This window comes from Streptomyces sp. NPDC059456 (genome assembly GCF_042750055.1).
Taxonomy (GTDB): domain Bacteria; phylum Actinomycetota; class Actinomycetes; order Streptomycetales; family Streptomycetaceae; genus Streptomyces.
Genome location: NZ_JBHYVA010000079.1, coordinates 6648 through 19075 on the forward strand (window position 1 = coordinate 6648; position 12428 = coordinate 19075).

The 12428-nt window shown below is 71.2% G+C and carries 9 protein-coding genes; 3 read left to right on the forward strand and 6 right to left on the reverse strand.

Annotated elements, in window-relative coordinates; all coding sequences use genetic code 11:
• Nucleotides 1-42: 42 nt before the first annotated feature.
• The 6 genes from serA to ACFXA3_RS10300 all read right to left on the reverse strand — a co-directional run bounded on the left by serA (nt 43) and on the right by ACFXA3_RS10300 (nt 9805).
• The gene (gene serA / locus ACFXA3_RS10275) at nt 43-1632 is read right to left on the reverse strand and encodes a phosphoglycerate dehydrogenase (protein ID WP_385184597.1); all 1590 of its coding nucleotides are present in this window, start codon (nt 1630-1632) and stop codon (nt 43-45) included.
• 276 nt (nt 1633-1908) lie between these two features.
• Entirely contained in the window at nt 1909-2910 is a 1002-nt protein-coding gene (ilvC, locus tag ACFXA3_RS10280; protein ID WP_385184599.1) for a ketol-acid reductoisomerase, read from the reverse strand.
• 113 nt (nt 2911-3023) lie between these two features.
• On the reverse strand, nt 3024-3548 hold the full coding sequence (gene ilvN, locus ACFXA3_RS10285) for an acetolactate synthase small subunit (RefSeq protein ID WP_054223586.1): 525 nt from the start codon (nt 3546-3548) through the stop codon (nt 3024-3026).
• Nucleotides 3549-3580: 32 nt separating this feature from the next.
• Nucleotides 3581-5467 carry an acetolactate synthase large subunit gene (locus ACFXA3_RS10290; RefSeq protein WP_385184602.1) on the reverse strand — a complete coding sequence of 629 codons (1887 nt, stop codon included), beginning with the start codon at nt 5465-5467 and terminating at the stop codon, nt 3581-3583.
• 204 nt (nt 5468-5671) lie between these two features.
• Nucleotides 5672-8575, reverse strand: a complete 2904-nt coding sequence (locus tag ACFXA3_RS10295) for a putative bifunctional diguanylate cyclase/phosphodiesterase (RefSeq protein WP_385184605.1) — start codon at nt 8573-8575, stop codon at nt 5672-5674.
• A 282-nt stretch (nt 8576-8857) separates the two neighbouring features.
• A complete protein-coding gene (locus ACFXA3_RS10300; RefSeq protein ID WP_385184608.1) occupies nt 8858-9805 on the reverse strand; it encodes a 2-hydroxyacid dehydrogenase in 948 nt (315 codons plus the stop codon).
• Nucleotides 9806-9883: 78 nt separating this feature from the next.
• On the opposite strand from ACFXA3_RS10300, the gene ACFXA3_RS10305 reads away from it, so the two are divergent.
• The 3 genes from ACFXA3_RS10305 to ACFXA3_RS10315 all read left to right on the forward strand — a co-directional run.
• Complete coding sequence (locus tag ACFXA3_RS10305) at nt 9884-10891, forward strand: aldo/keto reductase (RefSeq protein WP_385184610.1); 1008 nt, start codon at nt 9884-9886, stop codon at nt 10889-10891.
• Nucleotides 10892-11043: 152 nt separating this feature from the next.
• The gene (locus tag ACFXA3_RS10310) at nt 11044-12270 is read left to right on the forward strand and encodes a PQQ-dependent sugar dehydrogenase (RefSeq protein WP_385184612.1); all 1227 of its coding nucleotides are present in this window, start codon (nt 11044-11046) and stop codon (nt 12268-12270) included.
• 50 nt (nt 12271-12320) lie between these two features.
• Nucleotides 12321-12428 (forward strand): DUF6191 domain-containing protein (locus ACFXA3_RS10315; protein WP_385184614.1); only part of this gene is annotated, 108 nt, incomplete at its 3' end.

Here is a 12428-nt window from a genome sequence, read left to right on the forward strand (position 1 = left end):
GTTCCCCGGGCCCTTCACTCGTACGAGCAGGTTTCGTACGCGTCAGCCGAGGCTGACCGTACGCGCCGAGACCGCACCGATCTCGGCGGAGATCTCCGCGAGGACGTTCACCGGCACCTCCGCGTCGACCGTGAGGACGCCGAGCGCCTCGCCGCCCTCCTCGGCACGGGCGACCTGCATGCCCGCGATGTTCAGACCGGCCTCGCCGAGGATGCGGCCGACGGTGCCGACCACGCCCGGGCGGTCGGTGTACCGCAGCACGAGCATCTGGTCGGCCAGCGCCAGGTCCACGTCGTACTCGCCGATGCCGACGATCTTCTGAAGGTGCTTCGGGCCCGCCAGCGTGCCGGAGACCGAGACTTCCTGACCGTCCGACAGGGTGCCGCGCACGGTGACCACGTTGCGGTGGTCCGGGGACTCCGAGCTGGTGGTCAGGCGGACCTCGACACCGCGCTCCTGCGCGAACAGCGGGGCGTTGACGTAGGAGACCGTCTCGTCGACGACGTCCTCGAAGACACCCTTGAGGGCGGAGAGTTCCAGCACCTTGACGTCGTGCTGGGTGATCTCGCCGCAGACCTCGACGTCGAGGCGGACCGCGACCTCGCCCGCGAGGGCGGTGAAGATGCGGCCGAGCTTCTCGGCGAGCGGCAGACCGGGGCGCACGTCCTCGGCGATGACACCGCCCTGGACGTTGACGGCGTCCGGTACGAGCTCGCCGGCGAGCGCCAGGCGCACCGACTTGGCGACGGAGATGCCGGCCTTCTCCTGGGCCTCGTCCGTGGACGCGCCGAGGTGCGGGGTGCAGACGACCTGGTCGAGCTCGAAGAGCGGGGAGTCCGTGCAGGGCTCCTTCGCGTACACGTCGAGGCCGGCGCCGGCGACGCGGCCCTCCTTGATGGCCGAGTACAGGGCGGCCTCGTCCACGATCCCGCCGCGCGCGGCGTTGACGATGCGGACGGACGGCTTCACCTTGTGCAGGGCCTCGTCCCCGATGAGACCGAGGGTCTCGGGGGTCTTGGGCAGGTGCACGGTGATGAAGTCGGCGACTTCGAGGAGCTCGTCCAGCGTCAGCATCTTGACGCCCATCTGGGCGGCGCGCGCGGGCTGTACGTAGGGGTCGTACGCGACGATCTTCATGCCGAAGGCCGACATGCGCTGCGCGACCAGGACGCCGATGCGGCCGAGGCCGACGACACCGAGGGTCTTCTCGCTGAGCTCGACGCCCGTGTACTTGTTCCGCTTCCACTCGCCGTTCTTCAGGGCGGTGTTGGCCTGCGGGATGTTGCGGGCCGTGGCGACGAGCAGGCCGCAGGCGAGCTCGGCGGCGGTCACGATGTTGGAGGTCGGGGCGTTCACGACCATGACGCCGGCCTTCGTGGCCGAGGAGACGTCGACGTTGTCGAGGCCGACACCGGCGCGGGCGACGACCTTCAGCTTCCGGGCGGCGGCGATGGCCTCGGCGTCGACCTTGGTCGCGGAGCGCACCAGGATGGCGTCCACGTCCACGATCGCGGGGAGCAGCTCCGCGCGGTCGGCTCCGTTGACGTGCCGGATCTCGAAATCCGGACCGAGCGCGTCCACCGTGGCGGGCGACAGCTCTTCGGCGATGAGTACGACAGGTTTCGAGCTCACGTGGGTCCTCACAAGTCCAGTGCGGACGGCCGTCCCGACGGCCGCAGGCGGTGGAGGGGGTAGCCGCGTGGAAGACGCACGACACTGTGGGCCTGACGCGTTGTGTTGAGCAGTGTAGTGGCGGATCCCGGCCGGAATTCCGCCTGTCCGGAAGGATCACCCGTCCGGGGTTGGCCGGGGTGGACAAGCCAGGCTGCGGAAGGGCCGTGTCGCGGCGTGCAGCGGGTGCGCCGGGGGCCGGAACGGCGCACCGTCCCGGCCCCCGCGCTCACGGGCTCAGCTCTCGTCGCTGTCGACCCAGCTCATCAGCTTGCGCAGCTTCTTGCCGGTGGTCTCCAGCAGGTGCGCCTCGTCGGCCTTCTTGTACTCGTTGTACTTCGGCAGACCGGCCTTGTACTCGGCCATCCAGGTGTTGGCGAACTCGCCGCTCTGGATCTCGGCGAGGACCTTCTTCATCTCGGCCTTGGTGGCGTCGGTGATGATGCGGGGGCCGGTGATGTAGTCGCCCCACTCGGCGGTCTCGGAGACCGACCAGCGCATCTTCTCCAGGCCGCCCTCGTACATGAGGTCGACGATGAGCTTCAGCTCGTGCAGGCACTCGAAGTACGCGATCTCCGGCTGGTAGCCGGCCTCGGTCAGGGTCTCGAAACCGGCCTTGACCAGGGCGGAGGCGCCACCGCAGAGGACGGCCTGCTCACCGAACAGGTCGGTCTCGGTCTCCTCGGTGAAGGTGGTCTTGATGACGCCGGCGCGGGTGCCGCCGATGCCGGCCGCGTACGAGAGCGCGAGCGCGAAGGCGTTGCCCGAGAAGTCCTGCTCGACGGCGGCGATGCACGGCACGCCGCGGCCTTCCTCGTACTGGCGGCGCACCAGGTGACCCGGGCCCTTCGGGGCGACCAGGGCGACGTCGACGTTGGCCGGGGGCTTGATGAAGCCGTAGCGGACGTTGAAGCCGTGGCCGAAGAAGAGCGCGTCGCCCTCCTCCAGGTGCCCCTTGATCGACTCTTCGTAGATCTCGGCCTGCAGCGGGTCCGGCGTCAGGATCATGATGACGTTGGCCCACGCGGCGGCCTCGGACACCGAGACGACCTTCAGGCCCTGCTCCTCGGCCTTGGCCTTGGACTTCGAGCCCTCCTTCAGGCCGACGACGACGTCGACGCCGGAGTCACGCAGCGACAGCGCGTGGGCGTGGCCCTGGCTGCCGTAGCCGATGACCGCGACCTTGCGGCCCTGGATGATGGACAGGTCGGCGTCGTTCTCGTAGAACAGCTCGGCCACTGGGATATCTCCTTGGTGCGCTGGTGTTGCACCCACCGTACGGCGGGGAACGTAGAGGAAGTTTCTTGGTCTCGCTATGCGAGAGGCAACGCGGTGCGGGGGTGTCGCGGCGCTCAGGCGCTGCGGTCGAGCGCGCGCAGGCTGCGGTCCGTGATGGACCGTCCGCCGCGCCCTATGGCGATCGTGCCGGACTGCACGAGCTCCTTGATGCCGAAGGGCTCCAGCATCTTGAGCATCGCGCCGAGCTTGTCGGCACCGCCGGTGGCCTCGATGGTGACGGCCTCCGGGGAGACGTCGACCGTCTTGGCGCGGAACAGCTGGACGATCTCGATGATCTGGGAGCGGGTCTCGTTGTCTGCGCGGACCTTCACCAGAACGAGTTCGCGTTCGATGGCGTTGTGCGGCTCCAGCTCGACGATCTTGAGCACGTTGACCAGCTTGTTCAGCTGCTTGGTCACCTGCTCCAGCGGGAGGTCCTCGACGTTCACGACGATGGTGATGCGCGAGATGTCGGGGTGCTCGGTGACGCCGACCGCGAGGGAGTCGATGTTGAACCCGCGGCGGGAGAACAGTGCGGCGATCCGGGCGAGGATGCCGGGCGTGTTCTCGACCAGGACGGAGAGCGTGTGCTTGGACATGTGAGTCGTTCTCTCTCTCAGGCTCTCTCGGCTCAGTCGTCTTCGTTGTCGCCGAAGTCGGGGCGGACGCCCCGGGCTGCCATGACCTCGTCGTTGGAGGTGCCGGCGGCGACCATCGGCCACACCATGGCGTCCTCGTGGACGATGAAGTCGATGACGACGGTGCGGTCGTTGATCGCGTTGGCCTCGGCGATGACCTTGTCCAGGTCGGCCGGGTCCTCGCAGCGCAGCGCCACGCAGCCCATGGCCTCGGACAGCTTGACGAAGTCCGGGACGCGGGTGCCCTTGCGGGGCGCGGTGGACTCGCCGAGCTGGGAGCCGACCGTGTCGTGGCCCGTCTCGTCCGCGTGCAGGACCGTGTTGGAGTACCGCTGGTTGTAGAACAGGGTCTGCCACTGGCGGACCATGCCCAGCGCACCGTTGTTGATGATCGCGACCTTGATCGGGATGTTGTTCAGCGCACAGGTGACCAGTTCCTGATTGGTCATCTGGAAGCAGCCGTCACCGTCGATGGCCCAGACCGTGCGCTCCGGCATGCCGACCTTGGCGCCCATCGCGGCGGGGACCGCGTAGCCCATGGTTCCGGCGCCGCCGGAGTTCAGCCAGGTGCGGGGCTCCTCGTAGTTGACGAAGTGCGAGGCCCACATCTGGTGCTGGCCGACGCCGGCCGCGTAGATGGTGTGCTCGGGGGCGAGTTCGCCGATGCGCTGGATGACCTGCTGCGGCGAGAGCATGCCGTCCGCGGGGGTCTCGTAGCCCAGGGGGTAGGTCTCGCGCCAGCGGCTGAGGTCCTTCCACCAGGCGGAGTAGTCCCCGGCGTTGCCCTCGGTGTGCTCGGCCTGGACCGCCTGGATCAGGTCGGCGATGACCTCGCGGGCGTCGCCGACGATCGGGACGTCGACCTCGCGGTTCTTGCCGATCTCCGCCGGGTCGATGTCCGCGTGGATGACCTTGGCGAACGGGGCGAAGCTGTCCAGCTTGCCGGTGACGCGGTCGTCGAAACGGGTGCCGAGCGCGATCAGCAGGTCCGACTTCTGCAGCGCGGTGACGGCGGTGACCGCACCGTGCATGCCCGGCATGCCGACGTGCAGCGGGTGGCTGTCGGGGAAGGAGCCCAGCGCCATCAGGGTGGTGGTGACCGGGACGCCGGTCAGCTCGGCCAGGACCTTCAGCTCGGCCGTCGCGCCGGACTTCATGACACCGCCGCCGACGTACAGGACCGGGCGCTTGGCCTGGCAGATGAGCTTGGCGGCCTCGCGGATCTGCTTGGCGTGCGGCTTGGTGACCGGCCGGTAGCCGGGGAGGTCCTGCGACGGCGGCCACGCGAACGTGGTCTTCGACTGGAGGGCGTCCTTGGCGATGTCGACGAGGACCGGCCCCGGACGGCCCGTGGAGGCGATGTGGAACGCCTCCGCGATCGTCTTCGGGATGTCCTCGGCCTTGGTGACCAGGAAGTTGTGCTTGGTGATCGGCATGGTGATGCCGACGATGTCCGCCTCCTGGAAGGCGTCCGTGCCGATCGCCTTCGACGAGACCTGGCCCGTGATCGCGACGAGCGGCACCGAGTCCATGTGGGCGTCGGCGATCGGGGTGACCAGGTTGGTGGCGCCCGGGCCGGAGGTGGCCATGCACACGCCCACCTTGCCGGTGGCCTGCGCGTAGCCGGTCGCAGCGTGGCCGGCGCCCTGCTCGTGCCGGACCAGGATGTGGCGGACCTTGGTGCTGTCCATCATCGGGTCGTACGCCGGGAGGATGGCCCCGCCCGGAATCCCGAAGACGGTGTCGCACCCCACCTCTTCGAGAGAGCGGATGAGGGACTGCGCACCCGTGACGTGCTCAACTGCGGCGGTGTGGTGTCCGCCGGAACGGGGCCGCGGCTGCGGATGGTGGGCCCCGGTGGCCTGCTCGGTCATCGGCATTCTCTTCTCGAAGCTGAGGGTTTTACGAGGATTCGAAGGTGTGCCAGTGCAACAAAAAACCCCTCGTGCCAGGAGGCAAGCGAGGGGAGCGCGTCGGGTGTACGGAGCGGGGACATGCAGGTCCCAGCTTCAGCCGACGCGCTTTCCAAGTACGAGAATTCGGGTGCGCATGGCACTGACCCTCCCTCCGGCGGGAGGGGGATGTCAAGCGGGTGGGACGGGCGTCTCATTATGTGAGCCCCTATGGATGGCCATCGAGCCCCCGGACGAACCACCGGCCAAGGCAGGCTGGGCCGCCCCGCCCGGTACTGGGAACGTACCGCGCACGAGCGCGCGGCGCAGCCTGTACTCGTCGAGTGGGCCGGAAAAGGCCACTCCCTGGCCGTGTGTGCACCCCATCGCGCGCAGTGCCGCGACCTGCTCGGGCAGGTCCACCCCGTCCGCGACGGACTGCATGCCCAAATCATTTGCAATACGCAACAAACCGGCGGTGATCTTGTGGAGGCGGGCGGATTCGACCACCCCTTCGACCAGGCCCCGGTCCAGCTTCAGGATGTCCACCGGGAGCCTGCGCAGGGCGCTGATGGCCGCGTAGCCGCTGCCGAAGCCGTCCAGGGAGATCAGGACCCCGAGCCGGCGCAGGGCCGCCAGACGCCGCTCCAGCTCGTCGAAGGGGACCCTGGGGTCGGAGACGGTCAGCTCGATCACCAGGGCCCCGGACGGCAGCCCGTGGCGGGTGAGCAGGGCTTCCACGGAGCCGAGCGGCACGGCCCGGTCCAGCAGCCGCTGGGTGCTCATCCGGACCGCCACCGGTACGTCGTGCCCGATCCGGTGCCGCTCGGCGGCCTGCACCACGGCCTCCTCCAGCAGCCAGTGCCCCAGCTCGGCGGCCCGGGCGGGCGCGGCGCCCACGCCGCCGGAGCGGCCGTCGGGCCGGCCCGACGCGCCCTCGCTGTACTCGGCCACCCGGAGGAATTCCGCCGGGGTGAACAGGATCCCCTGCGCCGAACGCCAGCGGGCCTGCGCCGCCACGGCCGTGACCTCACCGGTGGCCAGCGAGACCACGGGCTGGTGCAGCAGGGCGAACTCGCCGTCGTGGAGCGCGGTGCGCAGCCGCCCGGCCAGCTCGGCCTTCCGCACGACCTCGGCCTGCATCTGGGGCGCGTACAGCTCGACGCGGTCCTTGCCGCCCGCCTTGGCGCGGTACATCGCGAGATCCGCGTTGCGCATCAGGTCCGAAGGGGTGATGCCGGGGTCGGCGAAGGCCACGCCGATGCTGGCGGCGACCCGGACCTCGCTGCCGGCGATCCGGTACGGCTGGGACAGGGTGGTGCGCAGCCGGTCCGCGATCTCGTGCACCTGGTATTCGCGGGCGCTGCGGTCGCGGTTGCCGTCGCCCAGGATCAGCGCCGCGAACTCGTCCCCGCCGAGGCGGGCCGCGGTGTCCCCGGCGCGCACGGAGTCCTGGAGCCGGTGCGCGGCCTCGGTCAGCAGCTCGTCGCCGGCCTGGTGGCCGATGGTGTCGTTGACCGCCTTGAACCCGTCGAGGTCGATGAAGAGCACGGCGGTGCTGTGGTCCCCCGCGCGCCGGCCGGTCAGGGCCTGGCGGACCCTGCGGGTGAACAGCGCCCGGTTGGGCAGGTCCGTCAGCGGGTCGTGCTCGGCGCTGTGCTGGAGCTGCGCCTGGAGGCGGACCCGCTCGGTGACGTCGCGGCTGTTGAGGATGAGGCCGCCCTGGTGGCGGTTGACGGTGGACTCCACGTTGAGCCATTCGCCGCTGCCGGACTTGAAGCGGCACTCGATGCGGGTGGTCGGCTCCTCGGCGGGTGGTGCGGCGAGGAAGCGGCGCACCTCGTGGACCACGCGGCCCAGGTCGTGCGGGTGGATCAGGGTGGCGAGTTCGGTGCCGACGAGCTCCTCGGCCTCGCGCCCGTAGACCCCGGCGGCCGCGGGGCTGACGTACCGCAGGGTTCCGGTGGGGGCGGCGATCATGATGACGTCGCTGGAGCCCTGGACCAGGGAGCGGAAGTGGTTCTCCTTCTGGGCCAGTTCCTGCGTCAGCGCGATGTTGTCGATGAGCATGATGCCCTGCCGGATGACGAGGGCGAGGACGACCGTGCATCCGGTGAAGACGACCACGCGGTCGACCTTCCTGCCGTCCACCACGTTGTACAGGATGCCCAGGGTGCAGACGGCGGCCGCGAGGTACGGCGTGAGGGCGGGCAGTGAGCCGGTGATGGGGCGGCTGACCGGGCGGTCCGCGCGCGCGATCCCCGGGACTCCCGGGTCCGGGTGGATCCGCCGGGCCCCCCAGGGCGCGTACGCGAGGAGCAGCGAGCCGGCGAACCAGCCGGCGTCGAGCAGCTGTCCGGACTGGTATTCGGCGCTCAGCAGCGGCGAGGTGAACAGGGCGTCGCTGAGCACGGTCAGGGCCAGGGCCGCGATGGCGGTGTTGACGGCCGAGCGGTTGGCCTCCGAGCGCCGGAAGTGCAGGACCAGCACCATGGAGACGAGCGCGATGTCCAGCAGCGGGTAGGCGAGGGAGAGCGCGGCGCGCGGGACGCTCCCGGGGGCCCCGGACTGGGCGGTCCGCGCCGCGTGGGCGAGGGCCAGGCTCCAGGACAGCGTGAGCAGGGAGCCGCCGATGAGCCAGGAGTCGAGTCCGAGGCAGACCCAGCCGGCTCGGGTGACCGGGCGTTTGGCGAGGACGAGCAGGCCCACGATGGCGGGCGGCGCGAAGCAGAGGAAGGCGAAGTCGGCGAGCGAGGGCTTCGGCACGGCCTCGCCGAGGACCACCTCGTACCAGCCCCAGATGGCGTTCCCGCAGGCCCCCATGAGGGAGGAGAAGGCGAAGAGCAGCCAGGCGGGGCGCTCGCGGCTGTCGATCGCCCGCGCGTAGGCGTAGCAGGAGACGGCGGCGAGCAACGCGGCCCCGCTGAGCCCGAAATCGCCCATGATCTCGGCGAGCTCCTCGGATCCCCAGCCGAGGGCGGCGCCGACGGCGTACCCGCCGCTGATCACGGCGAGGAGCAGCTGCATCGCCAGGCTCCTGCCGCTGCCGCCCGAGACGGGCGGCCTGGTCAGCAGCGCCGCCCCCGGGGCATTCACCGGTCCCCCTCGCCGGCTGGTTCCGGCGCAGCCCAGTCCCTGCAGCGTCGCCTCCGGCGGCTGTGCCGCATCGGATCCTTCGTCCATTGGCCGTGCATCGCCCGTCGCCCCCCAAAGTGTCCGATCACTCACCAGCGCCAGACGAATGCGCTGCAGCCCCTTGGTCCGGACGATACACCACTTTCGTCACTCAGGGACATAGATGCTCTACTCTCCGTTACCACGCGGGGAGTTGTGGCCACTGTGCGCGTCCGGACGGATGCGGAGCGTGCGCACTGCGCGTCAGTCGGTGACCAGGACCGTGTTCTCCACGGGCTCCCCCGCGGCGAACCGCTGGAGCTGACGGGCCACCAGGCGCTTGGCCCTCGGCTCGAACGCCGTGCTGCTGCCGCCCACATGAGGCGTGATCAGGACGTTCGGAGCATGCCAGAGGGGGTGGCCGGCGGGCAGCGGTTCCGGGTCGGTGACGTCGAGCGCCGCGCGCAGCCGGCCCGACTCCAGTTCCGCCAGCAGCGCGGCGGTGTCCGCGACGGGGCCGCGCGCCACGTTCACCAGCAGGGCGCCGTCCTTCATCCGTGCGAGGAACGCGGCGTCGGCCAGGCCCCGCGTCGCGTCGGTCAGCGGCGTGGAGAGGATCACCACGTCCGCCCCGGGCAGGAGCCGGGGCAGTTCGGCGTGCGCGTGCACGGGCCCGCGCACGGTGGTGCGCGCCGAGCGTGCGACCCGTGTGACCCGCGCGCACTCGAAGGGCGCGAGCCGGTCCTCGATGGCCGCGCCGATCGATCCGTAGCCGACGATCAGTACGGACTTGTCGGCGAGGGCGTCGTAGAAGCCGCCGTTCCACTCCTCGCGGTCCTGGCCGCGCACCATGCCGGGGATGCCGCGCAGCGAGGCGAGGGTGAGGGTGAGCGCCAGTTCGGCGGTGCTCGCCTCGTGGACCCCGCGCGCGTTGCACAGCCGGACGCCGGGGCGCAGCAGGCCGAGGCCGCCCAGGACGTGGTCGATGCCCGCGGTCAGCGTCTGCACGACTTCGAGGTCGGGCATGTCCGCCAGCGGGCGCAGGGTGACCTCGGAGGACTTCATGTACGGCGTGACGTAGAAGACGCAGTCGGCCGGGTCGGCCGGGAAGGTGTCCTCGCCGTCCCAGTGGCGGTAGCGGTAGGTGTCGGGGAGGCCCTCGATCTCGTCGGCCGGGAACGGAAGCCAGACGTCCGCTGTCTTTGCAGTCATGATCACGAGGCTATGCCAAGGCCAAAGGATCCTGGTCAAGCCGTTAGTTTGTTTGCCGGAGCGGGAGGGGACGCACGGGTGGAGCGCAGGTCGATCGGGGCGGGGGCGCTGACGGTGGGCGCCGTCGGCCTCGGGTGCATGCCGATGAGCTGGGCGTACGCGCCCTCGCGGCGCCACGGCGGGGAGTCGCTGGCCACGGTGCACACGGCCCTGGACCTGGGGGCGAACCTGCTGGACACCGCCGACCTGTACGGGCCGTTCACCAACGAACTGCTGCTGGGGCGGGTGCTGCGGGAGCGGCGGGCCGAGGCGTTCGTGTCCGCCAAGGTGGGCCTGCGGGCGGGCGAGCAGCACGTGGTGGCGGACGGCCGGCCCGGATACATGCGCAGGGCCTGCGACGCCTCGCTGCGGCGGCTGCGGACGGACGTCATAGACCTCTACCAGCTGCACCGGGTGGATCCGGACGTCCCCGTGGAGGAGACCTGGGGGGCGATGGCGGAGCTGGTGGCCGCCGGGAAGGTGCGGGCGCTGGGGTTCTGCGCGCTGGGCGCGGGCGCCGGACCGGGGGCGGGGCGGCGCGGGGACCGGGCGTACCGGGTGACGCTGGGGCACCTGGAGCGGGTCCAGCAGGTGTTCCCGGTGAGCGCGGTGCAGGCGGAGCTGTCGGTGTGGTCGCCGGAGGCGGCGCGGCAGCTGCTGCCCTGGTGCGCGGCGCGCGGGGTGGGCTTCCTGGCGGCGATGCCCCTGGGCAGCGGGTTCCTGACGGGGACGCTCAGGCCGGGCGAGGGTTTCGAGTGGGAGGACGTGCGGGCCCGGCATCCGCGGTTCACGGCGGAGTCGATGGCGGCGAACCAGGTGCTGGTGGCGGGGCTGCGGCGGGTGGCGCGGCGGCACGGGCCGCAGGTGACGGCGGCGCAGGTGGCGCTGGCGTGGGTGCTGGCGCAGGGGCCGCAGGTGGTGCCGGTGCCGGGGGCCGACCGGGCGCACTGGGCGGCGGAGAACGCGGGGGCGGCGGCGCTCGCGCTGACGGCCGGGGACCTGGCCGAGATCGCGGCGCTGCCGGCGGCGGTGCGAGCCTGGGACTGAGCCCGGGAGCGCACCGTGACGGACCGCGCGACGCGCCGGGGCCCGGCCGGTGAACCACTCGATCGGGTGTACGAGCGCTGGAACTTCGGGGACTGCCGCAGCTGTTGGAACGGGTGAAGGGCACGATCGCAGGACCGGAGGGGAGCAGGACGATGCGCTACGGACAGGCTCACACGTCGTACGAGGGCCCGGGCACCGGGATCCGTGGAGTGCTGGCGGCATTCGCCCTGGCCGGATGCGGGGCCTTGCTCGCGGCAGGATGCGCGCCGGCGGGCGGGCCCGGGGCCGGGCCGGGCACGTCACCACCACGCGCGGCACCCACCGCATCGGCGGGCGGCCCCTCGGGCTCCCCGTCCGGCTCCCCGGCGGCCGCCGCGCCGCCGGCCAGGGGGTCCGTGACGGTGACGGGCGAGATCGCCAAGGGCTTGGAATCCCCGTGGGGCGTGGCACCGCTGCCGGGCGGGGACCTGCTGGTCGCCTCGCGGGACAAGGGGACGATCAGCCGGGTCGCGGTGGCCACCGGCGCCGTGACGCCGATCGGCGAGGTGCCCGGGGTGGCCCCGGGCGGCGAGGGCGGCCTGCTGGGGCTGGCGCTGTCGCCCTCGTTCGCCTCGGACAAGATGGTGTACGCGTACTTCACGACGGAGTCCGACAACCGCATCGCCCGGATGCGGTACGACGAGCACCGGGACCCCGGCCAGCAACTGGGCGCTCCGGACACGGTGTTGCGGGGCATCCCCAAGGGGCTGATCCACAACGGGGGGCGGATCGCGTTCGGTCCGGACAAGATGCTCTACGCGGGGACGGGCGAGACGGGCGACACCGGGCTCGCACAGGACAAGAAGTCGCTGGGCGGCAAGATCCTGCGGATGACCCCGGACGGGCAGCCGGTGCACGGCAATCCGGAGGCCGATTCGGTCGTCTACTCCTACGGGCACCGCAATGTGCAGGGCCTGGCCTGGGACAAGGACAAACGGCTGTGGGCGTCCGAGTTCGGCCAGAACACGTGGGACGAGCTGAACCTGATCGAACCCGGTGTGAACTACGGCTGGCCGGAGGCCGAGGGGAAGGCGGGCAAGCCAGGTCTGCGCGATCCGGTGGCCGTGTGGAAGACCGACGAGGCGTCGCCGAGCGGGATCGCCTGGGCGCAGGGCTCGGTGTGGATGGCCGGGCTGAAGGGCGAGCGGCTGTGGCGGATCCCGCTGGCCGGGCCGGATCCGGTGGCCGAGCCGGAGGCCTTCCTGACGGGGAAGTACGGCCGGCTGCGCTCGGTGGTGTCCCTCGGCGGCGACAGATTGCTGCTGGTCACGAGCGAGACGGACGGGCGCGGGTCGCCGGAGGCGGGCGACGACAGGATCCTGACACTGACGGTGCGGTGACCGAGGTGGCCCTGGTGGGGGCGGAAGGCACGGTGGGCGCGGTGTTCAACATGATCGAGGAGCTCTTCAGCCCGGGACGGCGGCACACGGACGAGGAGAAGAAGCGGCTGGAGCTGTGCCGGAGGGCCCGTAAACAAGGAGCAGAGGGGCGCACGCCC